General features: G+C 70.2%; 21 protein-coding genes and 1 tRNA gene. 10 read left to right on the top strand and 12 right to left on the bottom strand.

The features are described from left to right. Nucleotides 1-4: 4 nt before the first annotated feature. The 5 genes from ACT26F_RS00785 to ACT26F_RS00765 are packed head-to-tail and all read right to left on the bottom strand — an operon-like array spanning nt 5 to nt 5,094. Nucleotides 5-991, bottom strand: coding sequence for a Gfo/Idh/MocA family oxidoreductase (locus ACT26F_RS00785; protein ID WP_471668565.1), 987 nt, complete (start codon nt 989-991; stop codon nt 5-7). Beyond that, nucleotides 988-2,160, bottom strand: a complete 1,173-nt coding sequence (locus ACT26F_RS00780) for a Gfo/Idh/MocA family protein (RefSeq protein WP_471668564.1) — start codon at nt 2,158-2,160, stop codon at nt 988-990. Before ACT26F_RS00780 ends, ACT26F_RS00785 begins: the two co-directional genes overlap by 4 nt. Then, complete coding sequence (locus tag ACT26F_RS00775) at nt 2,157-3,044, bottom strand: ATP-binding cassette domain-containing protein (RefSeq protein WP_471668563.1); 888 nt, start codon at nt 3,042-3,044, stop codon at nt 2,157-2,159. The genes ACT26F_RS00780 and ACT26F_RS00775 overlap by 4 nt, the downstream gene beginning before the upstream one ends. Continuing rightward, on the bottom strand, nt 3,041-4,078 hold the full coding sequence (locus ACT26F_RS00770; protein ID WP_471668562.1) for an ABC transporter permease: 1,038 nt from the start codon (nt 4,076-4,078) through the stop codon (nt 3,041-3,043). The genes ACT26F_RS00775 and ACT26F_RS00770 overlap by 4 nt, the downstream gene beginning before the upstream one ends. 59 nt (nt 4,079-4,137) lie before the next feature. Beyond that, nucleotides 4,138-5,094 carry a sugar ABC transporter substrate-binding protein gene (locus tag ACT26F_RS00765; protein ID WP_471668561.1) on the bottom strand — a complete coding sequence of 319 codons (957 nt, stop codon included), beginning with the start codon at nt 5,092-5,094 and terminating at the stop codon, nt 4,138-4,140. A 144-nt stretch (nt 5,095-5,238) separates the two neighbouring features. Here ACT26F_RS00765 and ACT26F_RS00760 point away from each other — a divergent pair, with 144 nt between their 5' ends. The 6 genes from ACT26F_RS00760 (at nt 5,239) to ACT26F_RS00735 (ending at nt 12,255) form a co-directional block, all read left to right on the top strand. Further along, the gene (locus ACT26F_RS00760) at nt 5,239-5,982 is read left to right on the top strand and encodes a GntR family transcriptional regulator (protein ID WP_471668560.1); all 744 of its coding nucleotides are present in this window, start codon (nt 5,239-5,241) and stop codon (nt 5,980-5,982) included. Between the two features lie 126 nt (nt 5,983-6,108). Then, complete coding sequence (gene iolC / locus ACT26F_RS00755) at nt 6,109-7,083, top strand: 5-dehydro-2-deoxygluconokinase (RefSeq protein WP_471668559.1); 975 nt, start codon at nt 6,109-6,111, stop codon at nt 7,081-7,083. Then, nucleotides 7,080-7,961, top strand: coding sequence for a Cgl0159 family (beta/alpha)8-fold protein (locus ACT26F_RS00750; RefSeq protein WP_471668558.1), 882 nt, complete (start codon nt 7,080-7,082; stop codon nt 7,959-7,961). Before iolC ends, ACT26F_RS00750 begins: the two co-directional genes overlap by 4 nt. After that, nucleotides 7,958-8,827, top strand: coding sequence for a 5-deoxy-glucuronate isomerase (gene iolB, locus ACT26F_RS00745; RefSeq protein WP_471668557.1), 870 nt, complete (start codon nt 7,958-7,960; stop codon nt 8,825-8,827). The genes ACT26F_RS00750 and iolB overlap by 4 nt, the downstream gene beginning before the upstream one ends. After that, nucleotides 8,827-10,731, top strand: coding sequence for a 3D-(3,5/4)-trihydroxycyclohexane-1,2-dione acylhydrolase (decyclizing) (gene iolD / locus ACT26F_RS00740; RefSeq protein ID WP_471668556.1), 1,905 nt, complete (start codon nt 8,827-8,829; stop codon nt 10,729-10,731). Before iolB ends, iolD begins: the two co-directional genes overlap by 1 nt. A gap of 30 nt (nt 10,732-10,761) precedes the next feature. Continuing rightward, nucleotides 10,762-12,255 carry a CoA-acylating methylmalonate-semialdehyde dehydrogenase gene (locus tag ACT26F_RS00735; protein WP_471668555.1) on the top strand — a complete coding sequence of 498 codons (1,494 nt, stop codon included), beginning with the start codon at nt 10,762-10,764 and terminating at the stop codon, nt 12,253-12,255. A 130-nt stretch (nt 12,256-12,385) separates the two neighbouring features. Here the strand turns inward: ACT26F_RS00735 and ACT26F_RS00730 are convergent, their stop codons facing one another. The 6 genes from ACT26F_RS00730 to tig all read right to left on the bottom strand — a co-directional run bounded on the left by ACT26F_RS00730 (nt 12,386) and on the right by tig (nt 18,430). After that, nucleotides 12,386-12,868 (bottom strand): SRPBCC family protein, encoded by a 483-nt coding sequence (locus ACT26F_RS00730; RefSeq protein WP_471668554.1) that lies wholly within the window; start codon nt 12,866-12,868, stop codon nt 12,386-12,388. Next, entirely contained in the window at nt 12,868-13,332 is a 465-nt protein-coding gene (locus tag ACT26F_RS00725) for an SRPBCC family protein (protein WP_471668553.1), read from the bottom strand. Before ACT26F_RS00725 ends, ACT26F_RS00730 begins: the two co-directional genes overlap by 1 nt. A gap of 97 nt (nt 13,333-13,429) precedes the next feature. Continuing rightward, the gene (locus ACT26F_RS00720; RefSeq protein WP_471668552.1) at nt 13,430-14,260 is read right to left on the bottom strand and encodes a CPBP family intramembrane glutamic endopeptidase; all 831 of its coding nucleotides are present in this window, start codon (nt 14,258-14,260) and stop codon (nt 13,430-13,432) included. A gap of 28 nt (nt 14,261-14,288) precedes the next feature. Then, a complete protein-coding gene (locus tag ACT26F_RS00715) occupies nt 14,289-15,527 on the bottom strand; it encodes an esterase/lipase family protein (protein ID WP_471668551.1) in 1,239 nt (412 codons plus the stop codon). Nucleotides 15,528-15,642: 115 nt separating this feature from the next. Beyond that, complete coding sequence (locus ACT26F_RS00710) at nt 15,643-16,866, bottom strand: lipase family protein (RefSeq protein WP_471668550.1); 1,224 nt, start codon at nt 16,864-16,866, stop codon at nt 15,643-15,645. A 190-nt stretch (nt 16,867-17,056) separates the two neighbouring features. Then, nucleotides 17,057-18,430, bottom strand: coding sequence for a trigger factor (gene tig, locus ACT26F_RS00705; RefSeq protein WP_471668549.1), 1,374 nt, complete (start codon nt 18,428-18,430; stop codon nt 17,057-17,059). A 149-nt stretch (nt 18,431-18,579) separates the two neighbouring features. Between tig and ACT26F_RS00700 the strand changes: the two genes are divergently transcribed. Both ACT26F_RS00700 and ACT26F_RS00695 read left to right on the top strand, forming a co-directional pair. Beyond that, nucleotides 18,580-19,713: an endonuclease/exonuclease/phosphatase family protein gene (locus ACT26F_RS00700; protein WP_471668548.1), complete on the top strand. Its 1,134-nt coding sequence runs from the start codon at nt 18,580-18,582 to the stop codon at nt 19,711-19,713. A 25-nt stretch (nt 19,714-19,738) separates the two neighbouring features. Then, nucleotides 19,739-19,812, top strand: a tRNA-Pro gene (locus ACT26F_RS00695). A gap of 66 nt (nt 19,813-19,878) precedes the next feature. Here the strand turns inward: ACT26F_RS00695 and ACT26F_RS00690 are convergent. After that, nucleotides 19,879-20,307, bottom strand: a complete 429-nt coding sequence (locus ACT26F_RS00690; protein ID WP_471668547.1) for a hypothetical protein — start codon at nt 20,305-20,307, stop codon at nt 19,879-19,881. A gap of 41 nt (nt 20,308-20,348) precedes the next feature. Between ACT26F_RS00690 and ACT26F_RS00685 the strand changes: the two genes are divergently transcribed. Both ACT26F_RS00685 and moaA read left to right on the top strand, forming a co-directional pair. Further along, nucleotides 20,349-20,792: a molybdenum cofactor biosynthesis protein MoaE gene (locus tag ACT26F_RS00685; RefSeq protein WP_471668546.1), complete on the top strand. Its 444-nt coding sequence runs from the start codon at nt 20,349-20,351 to the stop codon at nt 20,790-20,792. After that, entirely contained in the window at nt 20,789-21,766 is a 978-nt protein-coding gene (gene moaA / locus ACT26F_RS00680; protein WP_471668545.1) for a GTP 3',8-cyclase MoaA, read from the top strand. The genes ACT26F_RS00685 and moaA overlap by 4 nt, the downstream gene beginning before the upstream one ends. Nucleotide 21,767 lies beyond the last annotated feature (1 nt).

Raw genomic sequence — 21,767 nt, 5'->3', positions numbered from 1 at the left:
CGGGTCAGGCGTAGAGGTCGGGGCGGTCGGGGACGTCGATCGACTGCCGCTCACCGGAGCGCAGAGCGCGGACGCCGGCCTCGGCGACGAGGTTGGCGACGTAGCCGTCCCACGCGCTCGCTCCGACGACCTCGCCGCGCAGGGCGGCGTCGGCCCACGCCGACAGCTCGAGCCGGTAGGACTCGATGAAGTGGGCGACGAAGTCCGAGCCCACCGACGACGCGGCGGCACCGTTGACCCGAGCCACCACGGGGTTGCGCGGCTCGAGCGACGCGGACCCGCCGCTGCCGACGACCTCGACGCGCACGTCGTAGCCGTAGCCCGCGTTGACGAACACCTCGGCCGTGATCAGCTGGCCGCCGCGCATCCAGATCGTGGCGAGCTGCGGATCGCGGAAGCCCTCGGTGATCGGCGACTCAACCCGGATGCCGACGATGTCGTCCTCGAGCAGCCACCGGAACGTGTCGAACTCGTGGATCATCGAACCGGTCACGAGCCCCGCATCGTCGGTGCTCGTGGCGTTCGAGGCGTTGCGGTGGATCCCGTGCACGAGGCGCACGTCACCCAGCGTCCCGTCGTCGATGGAGCCCTTGAGCGAGCGGAAGCCCGGGTCGAACCGGCGGTTGAACCCGACCTGCACGAACCGGCGACCGGCCGCCACCTCGGCGTCGACGACGCGGCGCGCGTCCTCGGCCGTGACCGCGAGCGGCTTCTCGCACAGGACGTGCTTGCCGGCCTCGATCGCCGCCACCGCGAGGTCGGCGTGCGTGAAGTCCGGCGAGGCGACGACGAGCGCGTCGACCTCGGCGATCAGCGCCTCCGGCGAGTCCGCGGCGGTCGCACCGAACTGCGCCGCGACGGACTTCGCCCGTTCGGTGTCCATGTCGAAGACCGACACCAACTCGGCCGCCGGGACCGTGGTCCCCAGTGTTCCGACGTGCGAGGCGCCCATCGCCCCGGCACCGACCACACCCACCCTGAGCCTGCTCACAACGTCACCCATCCCCTGCTCTCGGTCGACGCGACCATCGCGTCGAGTGTTCGTGCCGCCGCGACGGCGTCATGGATCGTCGCGCCCACCGGCTTGCCCCCGCCCTCGTCCTGCAGGGCGATCGTCTGCACCAGCCGGTGCGCCTCGATGACCTTGAGGTCGTCGAAGCCCATCGGGTTGGCGGCCCCGGGCTGGAACGCGCCCAGCTCGCCGGACGCGGGCGTGACGAACTCCGTCCGCCACGGCGCGTCCTGGTAGTCCTCGGCGAAGCACGTGCGCAGCTCGCCGAGTCGCTGGAAGTTCCACGCGACCGCGCCGGTCGTGCCGTGCACCTCGATGCCGTAGTTGTTCTGCTCGCCGACCGCGACCCGGCTCGACTCGAGGATCCCGCGGGACCCGTCGGCGAAGCGCACGAGCGCGTTGACGTAGTCCTCGTTGCCGACGGGACCGAGCTCGCCCGAGCCCCGCTCGTAGTGCATCGCGCCCGCGCGCGCCTGCGGCCGCTCGGTGATGAACGTGGCCCGGTCGACGACCAGCTCGGCGAGGTCGCCGACGACGTACCGCGCCAGGTCCGCCGCGTGGCTGACCAGGTCGCCCAGCACGCCGCTGCCCGCGAAGGCGTTGTCGAACCGCCACGAGAGGGCACCGTCCGGATGGGCGGCATAGTCCGAGACGAACCGGACCGTCGTGTGCTCGACGCGGCCGATGCGACCGGCGGCGACCAGCTCCCTGGCCCGCTCGACGGCGGGCGCGTTCCGGTAGTTGAACCCGGCGGCCGACTGCACGCCGGCCGCGTCGACGGCGTCGGCGATCTCGCTCGTCTCGGCGCTCGACCGGCCCGCCGGCTTCTCGATCCACAGGTGCTTCCCGGACTGCGCGACCGCGACGCCGACGTCCCGGTGGATGAAGTTCGGACCCGTGACGCAGACCAGGTCGAGGTCGTCGCGGGCGACGAGGTCACGCCAGTCGTCGTGGAAGTCGGTGAACCCGTACGCCTCGGCCGTGGCCCGACCCGAGGCATCGAGCGACGGGTCGGCGACGGCGACCAGGCGGGGTCGCAGCGGGCTGTCCGGGTAGTGCTGGAGGAGCCGGGTCAGCGCACGCGAGTGCACCTTGCCCATCCAGCCGAACCCGACGACACCGACCCGCAGGGCGGAGTCGCGGCTCATCCCGCGTGACCCTCCGTGGCCTCGACCTCCGCCTTGAGGTCCTCCACGATGGGATTCGTGTCGCCCATCGTCTGCGCGAGCTCGTGCGCGAGCGACTCCAGCTCGGCCCCGCCGGCCATCATCGACGTGAGGTCCTCGAGGCTCAGCTCGGCCTTCGGGTAGTCACCCATCGACTTGCCGCGACGCAGCAGCATGAACCGGTCGCCGACCGGGTAGGCGTGGTGCGGGTTGTGCGTGATGAACACGACGCCCAGACCACGCTCGCGCGCCTTGGCGATGTACTTCAGCACGACGCCGGACTGCTTGACGCCCAGGGCCGCGGTCGGCTCGTCGAGGATGAGCACCCGAGCACCGAAGAACACGGCGCGGGCGATCGCGACACACTGGCGCTCACCGCCCGACAGCGTGCCGATCGGCTGCTCGACGTCACGCAGGTCGATGCCCATGTCGGCCAGTTCCTGCTTCGTCGTCGCCTTCATGAAGTCCATGTCGAGCCGCTTGAACGGACCCGCGCCCTTCGAGACCTCGCTGCCGAGGAAGAAGTTGCGCCACACCGGCATGAGCGGCACGACCGCGAGGTCCTGGTAGACCGTGGCGATCCCCGCGTCGAGCGCCTCACGGGGCGAGTTGAACGTCGTCGGCTCGCCGTCGACCAGCAACTCGCCGTCGGAGTGGTGGTGCGCTCCGGCGAGGATCTTGATGAAGGTGCTCTTGCCGGCACCGTTGTCACCCAGGACGCACGTCACCTCGCCGGCGCGGACCGAGGTCGACACGCCCTGGAGCGCGATGATGTTCCCGTAGCGCTTGCCGATGTCGCGGACCTCGAGGACCGCAGTGCCCCGCGGGGCCGTGGTCGACGTCTCATTGCTCGTCGTGGTGCTCATCGTGCCGTCTCCGCCCGCTTGCGAACCCATTCATTGAGGAGCACCGCGCCCAGCAGCATGATGCCGAGGAAGGCGCGGAGCCAGTTGTTGTCCCAGCCCGAGTAGACGATGCCCTGGTTGACCATGCCGTAGATCAGGGCACCGAGGGCCGCGCCGATCGCCGATCCGTAGCCACCCGTGAGCAGGCAGCCGCCGACGACGGCGCAGATGATGTAGATGAACTCCTGGCCGACGCCGGTGTTGGACTGCACCGTCGACGTCGTGAACAGCAGGAGCATGCCGACGAGCCAACCGGCCGCCGCGGTCGTCATGAAGAGGTAGACCTTGGTGCGGAACACCGGGACGCCGACCTGGCGCGAGGACTGCTGGGCGCCGCCGACGGCGAAGATCCAGTTGCCGCCGCGCGTGCGCAGCAGGACCCAGGTCGCCACGAGGGTGACGCCGATCCACCAGAACACCGACGCGTAGAGCGTGAGCCCGCCGATCTCGACGGACGATCCGAACAGCTTCTTCGGCTGCGCGTAGAAGGGCACGTCGGTCATGCCCTGAATCGCGACCTGCCCGATGAGCGCCTTCGTGCCCGCCAGGTCGATGCCCTGCAGCACGAAGAAGGTGCCCAGCGTGACGATGAAGCTCGGGAGTCCCGTCTTCATGACGAGCACGCCGTTGGCGGCACCGACGAGCAGTGCCAGCACGAGGGACAGGACGATCGCCACCCAGATGTTCACGCCGTACTCGGTCGTGAGGACGCCGACGATGAGGCCCGTGAAGCCGGTGATCGCACCGGCCGAGAGGTCGAACTCACCACCGATCATGAGCATCGCGACCGCGACGGCCATGATGCCGATCGTCGAGGCGCCGCGCAGCCACGTGCTGGCGCCCGCGGGGGTGGCGAACACCTCGGTGGTCACGGAGAAGAAGATGAAGATCACGATCGCAGCGACGAGGGCGCCGATCTCGGGTCGTTTGAGCAGCCGAGTCAGTGGCGACGTGGTCGCGACGCGTTCGTCGACCGCGGGAGTGGCGGTGGCCATGGTGGAACGTCCTTTCGACGTCGTAGGGCGGGACCCGAGCGGGTCCCGCCCCACGGCGATCAGCGGGTGCCCTCCGCCGCGAACTTCGCGACGTCGGCGGCATTGTCCTTCGTGACGAAGGCGGGGCCGGAGTTGATCGGCTGTCCACCTCCGACGTCATTTCCGTTGATGCTCTTGAGGTAGAGCGTCGTCACGCCCAGGAATCCCTGGACGTAGGGCTGTTGGTCGACGGCGAACAGGATCTTGCCGTCCTCGATGTCGGAGACGACGTCCTCGCTCAGGTCGAACGTCGCGACCTTCGCGCTGCTGCCTGACGCCTCGACGCCTGCGACGGCGTCGATCGCGTACTGGCCGCCGAGCGTCAGCACCGTGTCGATGCTCTTGTCCGACTGCAGCTTGGACGTGATCGTCGCCTGCACCGCGTTGTCGTCGGTGCCGTCGACCTGCAGGTTCTCCATCGTCCCGCCGAAGGTGCCCGCGGCGGCCTTGCACCGCTCCTCGAGGCCCACGTTGCCGGCCTCCTGGATGACGCAGATGCCCTTCTTGAGGCCTTCGCCCTTGAGCTTCTCGCCCACCGCCGCGCCGGCGATGGTCTCGGACTGGCCGATGTGGGTGATCGCGCCGAACTCCTGCCAGCGGTCGATGCCGGAGTTGATCGTGACGACGGGGATGCCCGCCGCGACGGCCTTCTTGATGCTGTCCTCGAGGCCATCGGGGTTGGCCATCGAGACGACGATGCCGTCGACCTTGTCGGCGACCGCGCCGTCGATCAGCTGCGACTGCTTCGCCGGGTCGGGATCGTTGCTGTACTCGACGTCCGCGCCGTAGTCGTCGCCAGCCTTCTCGGCACCCGACTTGACCCGATCCCAGAAGGCGTCGCCCGGACCGGAGTGGGTGATGACCGCGTACTTGAGGTCCAGACTCTCCGTCTTGTCTTCGTCCTGGCCTGTGCCCGAGCAGGCGGCCAGCAAGGCACTCGCCAGGACCACCGCCCCTGCGACCTTCAGTCTCTTCATGTTCGTCCTCCGTGACTTGGCGGTGTTTGTCGTGACAAACTCCCTACAACGGCAGTGTGGCCCAGATCACGAAACCATGTCAACCCTTTATCAGGACATACTTACGTCCTGTCAAACTAGTCATTTGTCAGGTACGCTGCCCCCATGCCAGCCGCCAGTGCCCTGATCCGACTCGACCGATCGAGCCCGGTCCCCCTGTACTTCCAGGTCGCCGAACAACTCGAGCGCGCGGTCCTCGACGGCCGCATCGCTCCCGGCGATCGACTCGACAACGAGATCGCGATGGCCACCGAGCTGGGCCTCTCGCGCCCGACGATGCGCCAGGCGATCCAGGTGCTCGTCGACAAGGGCATGCTCGTGCGCAAGCGCGGCGTGGGCACTCAGGTCGTCCAGGGCCGGATCAATCGGTCTGTCGAGCTGACGAGCCTCAACGACGACCTGGCCGCGGCGGGCAAGAGCCCGAGCACGCAGGTGCTGTCGCTCGAGCTCATCGCGGTCGACGAGGAGACGGCGCACGAGTTGCAGATCGCCACCGGCGAGCCGGTGTGGGACCTGCACCGGCTCCGGCTCGCCGGCGACAAGCCGCTGGCCCTCATGCACAACGTGGTCCCCGCCTCCGTCGCCCCGCTCGACGAGGTCGACTTCACGACGACCGGCCTGTACGACTTCCTGCGCCAGCGCGGGATCACGATCCGGGTCGCGAAGCAGCGGATCGGCGCCCGACGGGCCACCGCGAGCGACGCCAAGCTGCTCGGCGAGACCCGCAACGCCCCCCTGCTCACGATGGCGCGCACCGGGTACGACAGCGCCGGGCGCACGGTCGAGTACGGCAGCCACGCCTACCGCCCCGACCTGTACGCCTTCGAATTGACGCTCGTCGACCGCTGACACTGCGAGTCTTCAACGACTTGTTAGTCAGAATGTCATGACATACTATTGACACGTCGCCGTGCCTCCACCTACCGTCGAGATGTGGCACAGGCCACACGCGGTCGGACACAGAGAAGAGGCGCCATGACGGACCGGACTCCCCCCTTCGAGGTGGTCACCCTCGGCCGAGCCGGGGTCGACGTGTACCCCCAGCAGGTGGGCGTGGGCCTGGAGGACGTGACGAGCTTCGGCAAGTTCCTCGGCGGCACCACGGCGAACGTCGCGGTCGCGGCCGCCCGCCTCGGGCACCGCGTCACGGCGATCACGGGGGTCGGCGACGATCCGTTCGGCCGGTTCGTGCGGCGTGCGCTGCGCGACCTCGGCGTCGACGACTCGCAGGTCGTCGTGCACCCGGACCTGCCGACGCCGGTCACGTTCTGCGAGATCTTCCCGCCGGACGACTTCCCGCTCTACTTCTACCGCCGCCCGAGCGCGCCGGACATGCAGATCACGCCGGACCAGCTCGATCTCGACCTCGTCCGTGACGCCGACCTGCTGTGGGTCACCACCACGGGGATGAGCGAGAGCCCGATCCGCGAGACGCAGCTGGCCGCGCTGGCCGCTCGCGACTCGAAGACGCACACCGTCCTCGACCTCGACTACCGGCCGATGTTCTGGCAGTCCGCCGAGGACGCCACGCGCGAGGTCCAGAAGATCCTGTCGCAGGTCACCGTCGCGGTCGGCAACCGCGAGGAGTGCGAGGTCGCCGTCGGCGAGACCGACCCCGACCGCGCGGCCGACGCCCTGCTGGACGCCGGCGTCGAGCTCGCGATCGTCAAGCAGGGGCCCAAGGGCGTCCTGGCCAAGACGCGCACCGAGCGCGTGGAGTCACCCCCGATTCCCGTCACCCCGCTCAACGGGCTCGGCGCCGGGGACAGCTTCGGCGGGTCCCTGTGCCACGGACTGCTCGCCGGGCTTCCGCTCGAACGGCTGCTGCGCAATGCCAACGCGGCCGGCGCACTCGTCGCGACCCGGCTCGAGTGCTCGACCGCGATGCCCACCCAGGCCGAGATCGACGCCCTCGTCGACCAGCACTTCCGAGAGGACACCGCGAGATGAGCGAGTTCGCCCAGGACATCGCCGAGCTGCGGCGCATCCGGATCACCGATCCCGGCCGGGTCGCCCGGCTCTGGGCGACGCGCTCGCGCCGGCCGCTGTTCACGACCGACGAGCGCATGATGATCGTGGCCTGCGACCACCCCGCCCGCGGCGCGATCAGCGTGGGCTCCGATCCGCTCGCGATGGGCGACCGGCAGGAGCTGCTCGGCCGGCTGCTCACGGCGCTGGCCCGCCCGGGCGTCGACGGCGTCCTGGGCACGGCGGACGTCCTCGACGACCTGCTGCTGCTCGGCGCACTGGAGGACAAGCTCGTCTTCACGTCGCTGAACCGTGGCGGGCTCACGGGGTCCGCCTGGGAGCTCGACGACCGGATGACCGGCTACGACGTCGAGCAGACGATCGCGATGCGTGCCGAGGGTGCCAAGATGCTGACCCGCATCGACCTCGACGATCCGCTCACGGTCCGGACGCTGGAGTCCTGCGCCCGCGCCGTCTCCGAGCTCAACCGCGCGGAGCTGATCGCGATGGTCGAGCCGTTCCTCAGCAGCCGCCGTGACGGCAAGGTCGTCAACGACCTGTCGCCGGAGGCCGTGATCCGGTCGATCGCGATCACCCAGGGACTCGGCTCGCCCAGCGCCCACACGTGGATGAAGCTGCCGGTCGTCGACGACATGGAGCGCGTCATGGCCGCGACGACGATGCCGACCCTGCTGCTCGGCGGCGAGGTCCAGGCCGATCCGGACCAGACGTACGCGAACTGGAGCAAGGCCGTCGCGCTGCCGTCGGTCGTGGGTCTCATCGTGGGCCGCAGCATGCTCTTCCCCGCCGACGGCGACGTGGCGGCGGCCGTCGACACGGCCGTCGGGATGATCCGATGACCTCGCCCGACTGGGTGGTCCCCGCCGGAAAGGGGACGCAGGGCGACTTCGACCTCGCGATCACGCCGGAGTCGGCCGGCTGGACACACTCGAGCCTGTGGACGTTGACCCTCTCCCCCGGCGCCACCCACGAGGTCGCCACCGGAGGGGACGAGGTTCTCGTCGTGCCGCTGACCGGCGCCGTCGACGTGACGTGTGAGGGTCGAACGATCTCGCTGGCCGGACGCACCGACGTGTTTGCCGGCCCGACCGACTTCGCCTACCTGCCGGTCGGATCGACCGCGACGCTGCGCTCGGCCGAGGGTGGCCGGTTCGCGCTGTGCGGAGCGCGGTCCGAGGCGCGCCTGCCCTTCCGCCACGTTCCCGCGGCGGACGTCCCCGTGGAACTGCGTGGAGCCGGCTCGAGCAGTCGCCAGGTGCGCAACTTCGCGACCGTGGGGGTCTTCGAGGCCGACCGCATCATCGCGTGCGAGGTCATCACGCCGGGCGGCAACTGGTCGAGCTATCCCGCGCACAAGCACGACGAGGCCGGCGAGCACGAGTCCGAGCTCGAGGAGATCTACTACTTCGAGGTCGCCTCCGGGCCGGACGACCAGCCGGGCATCGGCTACCACCGCACGAGCAGCTCGGCCGCCGGCGAGATCGACGTCCTGCACGAGGTGCGCGATCGCGACGCGGTGCTGGTGCCGTACGGCTGGCACGGTCCGTGCATGGCCGCGCCCGGCTTCGATCTCTACTACCTCAACGTCATGGCCGGTCCCGGGCCCGAGCGGGCCTGGCTCATCTCCGACCATCCCGAGCAGGCCTGGGTGCGCGACACCTGGGCCGACCAAACCGTCGATCCCCGACTGACCGGAGGCCAGTGATGACCGAGACCGTCCGTCTGACCGTCGCGCAGGCGCTCGTGCGCTTCCTCGGCGCCCAGTCCACCGAGCGCGACGGCGTCCGGCAGAGGATGTTCGCCGGCTGCTTCGGCATCTTCGGACACGGCAACGTCGCCGGCATCGGCCAGGCGTTGCTGCAGGCCGAGCTGGAGGATCCCGACCTGCTGCCGTACGTCCTCGGCCGCAACGAGCAGGCGATGGTGCACAGCGCGGTGGCCTACGCGAAGGCGAAGGACCGTACGCAGATGTGGGCCGTGACCTCGAGCGTCGGCCCCGGCGCGACCAACATGGTCACCGGTGCCGCGCTCGCCACGATCAACCGGCTGCCCGTCCTGCTGCTGGCGGGCGACACGTTCGCCGACCGCGCGGCGTCGCCGCTGCTGCAGGAGCTGGAGGTGCCGCACAGCGGCGACGTGACGGTGAACGACACGTTCCGTCCCGTGTCGCGGTACTTCGACCGGATCTGGCGGCCGGAGCAGCTGCCGTCCGCGCTGCTCGCCGCGATGCGCGTGCTGACCGACCCGGCCGAGACCGGCGCGGTGACGCTGTGCCTGCCGCAGGACGTACAGGCGCAGGCCCACGACTGGCCCGTCGAGCTGTTCGCCGAGCGCACGTGGCGCATCGGCCGTCCGCAGCCCGAGGCCGTGCTCGTCGAGCGGGTCGCCGAGCTGGTCCGCTCCGCCGAGCGCCCCCTCGTCGTCGCCGGTGGCGGCGTCCACTACTCCGGCGCCTCCGCGGCCCTCGCCGCGTTGTGCGACGCGACCGGCATCCCCGTCGCCCAGACGCAGGCCGGCAAGGGCACGCTGCCGTTCGACCACGCGAGCTGCCTCGGCGCGATGGGCTCCACCGGCACCACCGCGGCCACCGCGATCGCCCGCGAGGCCGATCTCGTGATCGGGGTCGGAACGCGCTGGGAGGACTTCACGACCGCCAGCCGCACGGCATTCCAGGACCCCGACGTCCGGTTCGTGAACGTCAACGTGGCCGGACTCGACACGACGAAGCACGCCGGTGTCGCGGTCCAGGCCGACGCCCGCGACACCCTCGACGCGCTGGCCTCCGCGCTCGACGGCCACCACGTCGACGACGGCTACACGGCCAGGATCGCCGAGCTGAACGCGGCGTGGGACGCGACCGTCGAGGCCGCCTACTCCCCCGCGACGCCGAACGCGGGCGCGAACGGCCTGCCGACGCAGAGCGAGGTCATCGGGCTCGTCAACGAGCTGTCCGACCCGCGCGACGTCGTCCTGTGCGCCGCCGGCTCGATGCCCGGCGACCTGCACAAGCTGTGGCGCACGCGCGATGCGAAGGGGTACCACGTCGAGTACGGCTACTCCTGCATGGGCTACGAGGTCGCCGGCGGCATCGGCGTCGCCCTGGCCGAGCCCGACCGTGACGTGTTCGTCATGGTCGGCGACGGCTCGTACCTGATGATGGCGACCGAGCTCGTCACGGCCGTCCAGGAGGACGTCAAGATCATCGTCATCCTCGTCCAGAACCACGGCTTCGCGTCGATCGGCGCGCTCTCGGAGTCGCTCGGCTCGCAGCGCTTCGGCACCCGGTACCGGCGGCGCTCGTCGTCCGGCCGGCTCGACGGCGACCGGCTCCCGGTCGACCTGGCCGCAAACGCCGAGAGCCTGGGCATGCACGTCGTGCGGACCACGACGGTCGAGCAGTTCGCCGATGCCGTCCGCGCCGCGAAGGCCGCGGACTCGAGCACCGTCATCCACGTCGAGACCGACCCGCTGTCGTTCTCCCCGTCCTCCGAGTCCTGGTGGGACGTGCCGGTCAGCGAGGTGTCGACCCTCGAGTCGACCCAGCTGGCCCGCAAGGAGTACGAGCAGCACAAGACCGAGCAGCGCCCCCTGATCACCCCCGTCGACTGAACCCACGCAGCACCCGAGAGGAACATCCCCATGGCCACCACCGTCTCCCACTGGATCAACGGCGCCCCGCACGACGGCACGAGCGGACGGTTCGGTGACGTCACCGACCCCGCGACCGGCGCCGTGTCGGCGCAGGTCGCGTTCGCGGCCGCCGAGGACGTCGACGCGGCCGTCGCCGCGGCCAAGGCGGCCTTCCCCGGCTGGCGTGACACGTCGCTGGCCCGCCGCGTGCAGATCCTCTTCGCGTTCCGCGAGCTGCTGAACGCCCGCGCCCCCGAGCTGGCCGCGATCATCACGTCCGAGCACGGCAAGGTGCTCTCCGACGCCGCGGGCGAGGTCGCCCGCGGTCAGGAGGTCGTCGAGTTCGCGTGCGGCATCCCGCACCTGCTCAAGGGCGGCTTCACCGAGAACGCCTCGACGAAGGTCGACGTGCACTCCGCGCGCCAGCCGCTCGGCCCGGTCGCGATCATCAGCCCGTTCAACTTCCCGGCCATGGTCCCGATGTGGTTCTTCCCGCTCGCGATCGCGACCGGCAACACGGTCGTGCTCAAGCCCAGCGAGAAGGTCCCCACGGCCGCCGTGTGGATGGCCGAGCTGTGGAAGGAGGCCGGTCTGCCCGACGGCGTCTTCAACGTCGTCCAGGGCGACAAGGTCGCCGTCGACGGTCTGCTGACCCACCCGGACATCGCGTCCGTGTCCTTCGTCGGCTCCACCCCGATCGCCAAGTACGTCTACGAGACGGGCACGAGCCACGGCAAGCGCGTCCAGGCGCTCGGCGGCGCGAAGAACCACATGGTCGTGCTGCCCGACGCCGACCTCGACCTGGCCGCCGACCAGGCCGTCAACGCGGGCTTCGGCTCGGCCGGCGAGCGCTGCATGGCGATCAGCGCCTGCATCGCGGTCGGCGACATCGCCGATGAGCTCGTCGACAAGATCCGGGTCCGCACGGAGACGCTGCGCACCGGCGACGGCCGTCGCGGCTGCGACATGGGCCCGCTCGTGACCAAGGACGCCCAGCAGCGCGTCTCGGGCTACGTCGACGCGGGCGAGGCCTCGGGCGCCACGGTCGTCGTCGACGGCCGCAAGGTCGTCCCGGACGCCGACGGCGAGGGCTTCTTCGTCGGCCCCACCCTGTTCGACCACGTCTCGACCGACATGAGCATCTACACCGACGAGATCTTCGGTCCCGTGCTCGCGGTGCTGCGCGTCGACACCTACGACGAGGCCGTCGACCTGATCAACGCCAACCCGTACGGCAACGGCACCGCGATCTTCACGAACGACGGCGGCGCGGCCCGCCAGTTCTCCAACGAGATCGAGGTCGGCATGATCGGCGTCAACGTGCCCGTCCCCGTGCCGATGGCCTACTACTCGTTCGGCGGCTGGAAGAACTCCCTCTTCGGCGACACCCACGCCCACGGCACCGAGGGCGTGCACTTCTTCACCCGCGCCAAGGTCATCACGAGCCGCTGGCTCGACCCCAGCCACGGCGGCCTCAACCTGGGCTTCCCGACGAACGCCTGACAGTCCAGTCGGATAGTCCGCCTCCGGCGGACGAGATGTGTAGCGCTGTCCACCCGAATCGGGCCAGATCGGTCCGTCAGCGGTGGACAGCGCTACACATCGCGGGGCCCCTGCGCCGGGCCCGGTTCGGTCATGAGGTGAGGACTTGCGCCTCGGTCTCGCGCTTGATGGCCGCGAGGGTGCGGTCCATGCCCTCGAGCAGCTCGACGTCGTGACCCTTCGGCCCGCCGAGGGCGAGCGTCGCGACGATGAGGCTCAGCCACGTCGGCCGGCCGTTCTTCAGGTCACGGCGCAGCCACAGCCGCGTGCCGCCGTCCTCGGCGACGAGCTTGTAGCTCCAGCGCGCGGCCGGGCCGTAGACGTGGAACGCGAGTCGGAACGGTCGCGCGACGTCGACGTACCGGCTGAAGGTGGGCCACACGAAGAGCTTGCGGCGGTTGAGGTTGATGCTCACCTGGCCGTGGCTGAGCCGCTTCGGGTAGAACCACTGCCTGAACGTCTCGGGGCTCCAGACCCGCATCCGGGTCTGGTCCTTGAGCACGTCCCACACGGCCTCGGGCGAGGCGTCGACGAGTGCCGAGGTCTCCAGCGGGGCGACCTGGGTACGCGCCATCAGGCGGCCTCGGCGGCGTTCTTGATCCGCGCGAGCGTCTGCTTGATGCCGAGCTCGAGCTCGCCCTCGAAGTTGTCGGTGCCGCCCAGGACGTTCTTCGTCAGGAAGTTGGACAGGTCCGAGACGCCGTTCGGCGTGCGCCGGCTCTCGGTGAGCCGCGTGCCGGCCTCGGTCGGCTCCAGCTCGTAGGTCCAGACCGTGCCGTTCTCGGCGATCTTGAACGCGAAGCGCTCGTTCGGGACGAACTCCTTGACCTTGGCCCGGGTCGGCCAGAACAGGATGCCCCGACGGTTGATGTTGATCGTCGTCGTCCCGACGCCGACCGGACCCTTGCCGCGGACGATCATCTTGCGGCACTGCGGACTCCAGTCCGGCATCCGCTGCGGGTCGCTGACGAGCGCCCACACGCGCTCCGGGGGTGCGGCGATCTCGATCGACGCCGAGATCTCCTCGCGGTTGGCCACTGTCGTCTCCTAGGTCGGTGGTGCCTTCGCGGCAGCCTAACCGATCGTGACACTTGAAGTGTCACGAAGTGCGCGGGCGAGCGGGTCGCCGCGCAGGTCAGTGGGGCGCGGCCTTCGCGGAGGCGTGGCCGCGGACGAAGAACAGCGAGACGATCCCGAACGCGATGACGAGGAAGGTCGCCAGGAGAGCCAGCGTCGCGCCGCCCCCGGTCTGTGTCGCCACCGCCTCGTCCACGCCTCCGGCAGCGAGGAAGCTCGTGGGATCGGTGAGTCCGTGCAGGACGATCGCCACCCAGATCGTGCCGGTCACCCTCATCGACAGGTACATGCAGGCGCCGAATCCGAGGGTGTACACCACCGTGGCCAGCACCGTCGTGGCCGCCATGCCCGAGATCAGGTTCACCGTGTGCATGAGCGCGAACGTCACCGACGACACGGCCGCGACGACCCGCTCGCCGTGGCCCGCGTCCCGGACCATCGTGACCACGATGCCTCGGGTGGCGAGCTCCTCGGTGAAGCCGACGCAGACGCCCAGCACGACCAGCGCCGCCAGCTGCCCGGCATCCCATCGGCCCCAGTCGGTCGCCACGACGTGCCCGACGATCGCGGCCAGCACGAGGACGGGCGCCGCCCACATCCACCGGCGGCCGGGGACCGGCTGCCGACCGAAGATCCGGGACGTCCAGCCCTGACTGCGCGTGAACCACAGGAGCGCCGCGCCCCCGATCGCGATCGGCAGCGCCGTGCCGAACAGGATCGTGGAGAAGTCCGCGAGTGGATCGTCGTCGTCGATCAGACCGCCGAACAGGCGGCTGACGGCCAGACCGACCAGGAGATAGAAGGCCAGGTACACGACGATGACCAGCAGGGCCTTCGGCACGGTGGGACGGCCCCAGAATCCGGGCCGGGCGGCTTCGACGTCAGACACACGCGCAGGCTAACAGCGCTGGTCGGCGTCAGCGCGCCTCGATCGACCTCGTGCGACGAGGCCGCGAGCGGATCCACGTGATGAGCCAGTCGCCCACCCGCGGGTGGTTGAGCAGCGCGAGGTGGTGCGCCGACGGCAGGTACTCCAGCTGTGCGTTCTCGACGACGGGGCCGCGCCGGCCGATCCCCGAGGCCGAGGAGAAGTGCACGATGAGGTCGCCGAGCACCGCGCTGAACGGGTGTCGCTGCGTCGCACCGATCGTCGCCGCGACGAAGTGGTACTCCGCGTGCGGCAACGGGGCCGCCGCGATCCGGTCGAGGCCCCAGCGCGCCGTGAGGTCCTGGCCCTCCCACTCGTCGGCGGTGATGTAGCCGTGGCGCAGGTCGACGATGCCCGCGGAGCGCGAGTCCAGGATCGACCCGAACGGCCGCGACTGCGGCCAGATGCGCAGCATCCGCGAGCCCAGGTGCGCCGCCTTCTCGAGGTTGGCCCCCGCGTGCGGCGTGCCCAGGCACACGACGTCGCCGACCCGGTGCATCCACTGGTGTCCGGCGACCGTGGCCCGGTTCGTGGCGGCCCGGACGACGAGCCCGCCCATCGAGTGCCCGACGAGCGTCACGCGCTCGACGGCGACGGGCCACATCCCCACGACCTGCTCCAGCAGCTCGTCGAGGTGCTGTCCGTTCTCGGAGACGTGCAGGCCCGTGTTGTACCGGACCATGACGGGGGTGCCGTCGGTCTCTGCGGCGATGCGCTGGGCGTAGGTCGCGCGATCGCGCCGGCCCAGCTCCCACGCCTCGTCGCTCTCGCACAGGCCGTGCACGAACACCACGAGGTGGCTCGTGGCATCGGGATAGGCCTGACGCAGCTGCCAGCGTCCCGCCGGGACGTCGACCCCGTCGCGGCGCAGCGACATCGTGATCGCGTGCGGGTCCCCGAGCAGACGGAGCTCGTCGCCGATCAGCCCGTTGACCGCGGCGCGCACCTGGCGGCCGAGGCGCGAGTCGTCGACGGGCGCGCCGATCCCCCGTTCGGCCAGCGCACGGGCGGCCGATCCCGAGAGGCGCAGCGCGCCGGAGATCGTGCCGTAGATCGACGAGGCGATCGCATCGTGCACCGACTCCGGAGCCCGGCTGCCGATGAGGCGCGTGGCCCGGAACGCGCGCGCCGCGACGGCCGCGTGGACGTCGCGCACGGTGCCCAGGATCAACCGGTCGCCGTACTCGAGCGCCAGGGCGGCGGCGTCGGTCGTGCGGGCGGTGGCCATGCGTCCATGGTGCCGTACGAGCCCTCGCCGGGAGCGGCGATCTCGCTGCGCGAACGGACGCGTCCCGGGAGGGGGGGCTCCCGGGACGCGTCGTGGGGGGGTCAGTCCCGTGGGATCACCACAGGATGCTCGTGAGGCAGTTGCCCACGAACAGCTTGTTCGCGACGCGGTCGTTGAAGAACCCGACCGCCTGGCCCTGGCCCTCGTAACCGGAGGCGACGTGGGTCGGCGCCGTGAGGGTGCCGTACGAGATGTTCGACCCCTTCGCGCACCAACTCTTGCCGGCGTCCTTGACCACCGTGTTGGGGATCACGTCGTCACCCCACGACGACAGCACCTTGAAGGGCACGCCGATCTTCTTGTTGCCCAGCTTGAGCGTGCCGAGCGTGGCGGCGATGTCCGGGCGCGACAGGTACGACGAGATCGTCTTGCCCTCCTTCGTCAGGGTCTTCGTGTCGAGCCAGCCGTTCGTCAGGTTCTCCGGCAGGCACCCCGTGACGGTCTCGGCGGTGTCCAGCAGGTTCTTGCCCTTGGCGTTCGTCAGGTCGGTCAGCTTCAGCTCGGGGTACGTCGAGTCGAGACCCTTGACCGCGAACAGCAGGAAGCTCGTGTAGAGACCCGTCTCGATGTTGGGCGCGATCTTGGACAGGTCGGTCGTCGGCGCGACGGCGACGGCACCCTTGATCTTGAGCTCGGGCGCGTACGTCGGAGCCAGCTCGAGCGCGCCGGCGGTGGCGCCGCCGCCCTCGGAGAAGCCGTCGAGGAACACCGGCGCGGTCTTGCTGTAGCCGAGGTTCTGCGCGGCGCGGACGACGTCGAGCGCGTTCTGCCCGAGCGCGACGTTGTTCGCGTACGGGTGGACGCCCGGCGTGCCGAGGCCCTCGTAGTCGGTCATGGCGACCGCGTAGCCCGCGTCGTAGAACTGCTTGATCCAGTTGCCGTCGTAGAGCGTCCCCGCCTCGAGCTGCTTGCTCGGGGCGCACTTGTCGTTGATGCCCTGCGTACCGGGGCTGACCGAGATGATCGGTCGCTCGCCGCCCTTGGTCCAGGCCGCGGTGGGCACGATGAGCGTGCCGGAGACGGCCGTCGGGTTGCCCTTGGCGCCCTTGGACGCATAGAGCAGCTTGGTCACGGTCGCGGCGCCCTGCGTGATGCCGAGGGCATCCAGGGCGTACTTGCCGGAGGCCTGCTTCAGCACGGTGCCGGGCGCGCCCGACCAACTGGCGGGAGGCGTGTAGATGTCGTCGGCGGCCTGGGCCGGCGACGACGCGACCGACACGACGAGCGTGCCGGCCACTGCTGCCGCGAAGGTCGCGGCGATCTGGCGATGGAATTTCACGTGGTTCTCCTGAGGGTCACGATCGCCGGTGGGAGGGGCGATCGGTAACTTGCAGTGCAACTGTCAGTTGCACTGCAGAGCACGCTCCCAGTGTGGTGCGCGTCACGTCAAGACCTTGCAGCCCGTTTCCACCATGCAAGACGCAAAGAGCCGGCACCCCGCGGGGTGCCGGCTCTCGTGCGTCGTCAGGTCACTCGTCGGTGGACGCGTCCTCGTCGGCGGGCTCGTCGGTGCCGATCGAGCCGTCGGCCTTGAGGTTGGCCAGGTCGACGGCGTTGCCGGACTTGTCCGACACCTTCGCGCTCTCGACGAGCGAGGCCAGCGCCTTGCCGCGCAGCACCTCGCTGATCATCTCGGGCACGTGGTTGTGCTCCATGATGTGCTGGACGTACGAGTTCGGGTCCTCGCCGGACTGCTGGGCGCGGCGCATGATGTGCTGGCTCAGCTCGTCGTTGTCGATGCCGTAGTCGTTCGTCTCGACCAGCTGGTCCAGCACGAACTGCGCCACGATCGAGTCGCGGACGTCGTTCTCGAGCTCGGACTCGAACTCCTCCAGTGTCTTACCCTCATCGTCAAGGTACGACTGCAAGGTCAGTCCAGCGGCGGCCAGTTGCGCGTCCATCTGCTGGCGGCGGTTCGTGATCTCGGTCTCGGCGAGCCCGTCGGGCAGCGGGGCCTCGACCTTGCCGACGATCTCCTCGAGCACGAGGTCGCGGGCCTCGGCGGCCTGCTCCAGACGCTTGCCGCGCGTGAGGCGCTCGACCAGGTCGGCGCGGAACTCCTCGAGGCTGTCGAACTCGGAGGCCATCTGCGCGAAGTCGTCATCGAGCTCGGGCAGCTCGGTCTGGCGGACCTCCTGCAGCGTCACGGTGACGTCGACCTCGTCGCCCTTGAGCTCGCCGCCGACCAGCGTCGTGCCGAAGGTCTTCGACTCGCCCTTGGTCAGGCCGGTGAGCGCCTCGTCGAGGCCGTCGAGCATCGTGGCCTTGCCGATGACGTAGGGCAGGCCCTCGGCCTGGGCCTCGTCGATCAGGGTGCCGTCCTTCTGCGCCGCGGACAGGTCGATCGTGACGGAGTCGCCCTCGCCGGCGGCGCGGTCGACCTCGGAGTACGTCGCGAAGCGCTCGCGCAGCTGGTCGAGCTGCTCGGTGACGTCGTCATCGGAGACGACCGCGTCCTCGACCGTGACCTCGATGGCCGACGCGTCGGGGAGCTCGAGCTCGGGACGCACGTCCAGCTCGGCGGTGATCTCGATGTCCTCACCGTCGTTGAACCTGGTCAGGTCGATCTCGGGCTGGCCGAGCGGCGTGGTCTTGGTGTCCTGCAGTGCGCGGGTGTACCAGCCCTGGAGGGCCGAGTTGAGCGCCTCGTCGAGGACGGCTCCGCGGCCGACGCGCTGGTCGACGATCGCCGGCGGGACCTTGCCCTTGCGGAAGCCGGGGACCTGGATCTGCGCACCGATGGTCTTGTAGGCCTTGTCGAGGTTCGGCTTGAACTCCTCGAACGGCACCTCGATGGTCAGCTTGACCCGAGTCGGGCCCAGCGTTTCGGTGCTGCTCTTCACGTGATGACTCCTGCGTCGACGGTCTCGGATACGGCCGGCGGACGTCCTCACACAGGCCAACGTTCAGTCTACGGGTCGCCCGTGCTGGCAGGCCAATCGGCCTGCCAGGAGGCCTTGGCGGGACCGCCCGCAGGTGCGACGCTGGGCACATGGGCGTCGTGACCCGCATCGGCGCGTTCAACGTGGAGAACATGTTCGACCGCCCCAAGGCGATGGACCCGGCCGACTGGGAGGCCGGACGGCCGATCCTGGCCGCGCAGGCCAGGGTCAACGAGCTGTTCGCCCGCGACGCCTACGACGACGCGACGAAGGCCGAGATCCTCGAGCAGCTCGCGGTGCTGGGGCTCGTCAGGTCCGACTCGGCCCGATTCGCGGTGCTGCGCAAGCTGCGCGGCAAGCTGCTGACCCGGCACCAGGACGGCACGACGACCGTCGTCGCGAACGGCCGGGCCGACTGGGTCGGTTGGGTCGAGCTGGTCACGGTTTCGGTCACGGCGCTGTCGAGCCGGCACACCGCGATGGTCGTGCGCGACGTGCACGCCGACGTGCTCGGTGTCGTGGAGGCCGAGTCGAGACCCGTGCTCGCCGGGTTCGCCGAATCCCTGCTGACCTCGGTCGGGGCGACGCCCTATCCGCGGGTGATGCTGTTCGACGGCAACGACACCCGCGGCATCGACGTCGGTCTCATGACGCGAGCGCCGCACGAGGTGATCTCCCTCGTGACGCACGTCTTCGACGAGGACGACGACGGCGTCGTGTTCTCGCGCGACTGCGCCGAGTACCACCTGACGACACCGGGTGCGGACGAGCTGGTCGTGCTGGTGAACCACTTCAAGTCCAAGGGCTACAGCACCCCGGGCGACCCCCAGGGAGCCCGGCGCCGCGAGCGCCAAGCGCGCCGCGTGGCCGACGTCTACGCGGACCTCGTCGCCGACGGCTTCACCGACGTCGCCGTCGTGGGCGACCTCAACGACAGTCCCGCGGGCGGCTCGCTGGACCCGCTGCTCTCGACCGACCTGCGCGACATCAGCGAGCACCCCGACTTCGAGTGGGGCCCCCGCCGCGGCACCCACCAGGGCGGCAACGAGAGCGCCAAGATCGACTACGTCCTGCTCTCCCCCACCCTCTTCGGTCGGGCCGTCGGCGGCGGCGTCTGGCGCAAGGGCGTCTGGCACGGCCCCCGCGCCCGCAACCCGTGGGAGATGTACGAGACCCTCACGCAGGAACGCGACGAGGCCTCCGACCACGCCGCGATCTACGCGGACCTCGACTGGGGCCCCTGAGCCGCCCTCGTATGCTGAAGCGTCACGGGATGTGGCGCAGCTTGGTAGCGCACCTGCTTTGGGAGCAGGGGGCCGCAGGTTCAAATCCTGTCATCCCGACCGGTCCGACCGAGGATGAGGCATTCGGCCCCGCTGGGGGCCCCGAATGCCTCATCCTTCGTCAGATCAGTCGGCGCGGCGGAAGAGGTAGATGCCGACGGTGCGGCCGGAGACGGCGGTCTCCTGGCCGGTCGTCAAGAACTTGTCGGTACTGGACTGCGCCAGGACCTGATAGACGTACCCGACGTTCTGCAACACCCAACCCTGCTCCTCGATGGCACCCAACACACCCAGGTGCTCGTCGGAGCGGGTGTCGCTCGTCGATGCGAGGCCCCAACCCGCGGTGCCTTCATTGCGGGCGACGTCCAGCTGAATCTCGAAGAACCGCTGGCCCGCGGCGTGGGCCGCGCCGGCGCGGCCCACCGGCGAACTCGCGAACGCCTCCGCGGCGCGCGCCTGCTGGTCGGCCAGTCGCCGCTCCTGCGCGGCGATGCGGCGAGCCTCCTCCGCCAACCGCTCCTGCTCACGCTCCGCATCGGACTTGAAGAAGGCCATGCGCGGAAGCATAGATGGCCCGAAACCGTAGGGTGGACGTCATGGGGATCGAGACCGCGACCGGACGCGTCGTGCTGGCGCGCGTCGCCGACGAGCCGCTCGACGTCTCCGAGCACCTGGCGGCGGTCTCCGGTCCTGAGCACGGCGCCGTCGACGTCTTCGTCGGCGCGGTGCGTGAGCACGATCCGCAGGTGACCGGCAGTGTCGTGCGCCTCGACTACGAGGCCCACCCGGATGCGGAGGGGATGCTGCGCGCCCTGGCCGCTCGCGTCGCCCAGCGGACCGGGGCCGTGATCGCCGTGTCCCACCGGTACGGGTCGCTCGGCGTCGGCGACACGGCGGTCGTCATCGCGAGCGCCGCCGCCCACCGCGCCGAGGCCCTAGACGCGACCCGCTCGCTCATCGAGCTGGTCAAGACCGAGGTGCCGATCTGGAAGCGCCAGACGGGCGCCGACGGAACGTCCGACTGGGTGGGACTGTCATGACCCTGGTCGACGGCTTCGGCCGGGTCCATCGCGACCTGCGGATCTCGCTGACCGACAAGTGCTCGCTGCGCTGCACGTACTGCATGCCCGCCGAGGGCGTGCCGTGGCTCGAGCGCGACAGCATCCTCACGACCGACGAGCTCGAGCGGGTGGCGCGCGTGTGCGTCGACCTCGGCGTCACCGAGATCCGGCTCACCGGCGGGGAGCCGCTCGTGCGCAAGGACGTCGTCGACGTCGTGCGGCGACTTTCCGCCCTGGGCCCCGAGGTCTCGATGACGACGAACGGGCTGCGCCTGGCCGAACTGGCCGCGCCCCTGCGCGAGGCCGGGCTGGCGCGACTCAACGTCTCCATCGACACCCTCGACCGCGACCGGTTCACCGAGCTGACCCGCCGCGACCGGCTGCCCGACGTGCTCGCCGGGATCGACGCCGCACGCGCCGCCGGCTTCACTCCGCTCAAGCTCAACACCGTCGCGATGCGCGACGTGAACGACGACGAGATCGTCGACCTCGTCGAGTTCGCGATCGGCATCGACGCCCAGCTGCGATTCATCGAGCAGATGCCGCTGGACGCCGGCCACACGTGGGACCGCGGGCACATGGTGCCGGGCGAGGAGATCCTCGACCGGCTCCGGGAGAGGTTCACACTGACGCCCGTCGGAGACCGCGGCTCGGCGCCCGCCGACCTGTGGACCCTCGACGGCGGCCCCCACACCGTGGGCGTGATCGCCTCCGTCACCGCCCCGTTCTGCGCGGCGTGCGACCGCATCCGCGTCACCGCCGACGGGCACGTGCGCAACTGCCTGTTCGCCCGCGAGGAGTCCGACCTCGTCCCGGTCCTGCGCGGCGGCGGCAGCGACGCCGACCTGGCCCGGATCGTCACGGGGTCGATCGCGGCGAAGCGGGCGGGCCACGGCATCGACTCCCCCACGTTCATCCAGCCCGACCGCCCGATGAGCGCGATCGGCGGCTAGC

It is taken from the genome of Aeromicrobium sp. SP1, assembly GCF_055663785.1.
This window is presented reverse-complemented; position numbering and strand designations above follow the sequence as displayed.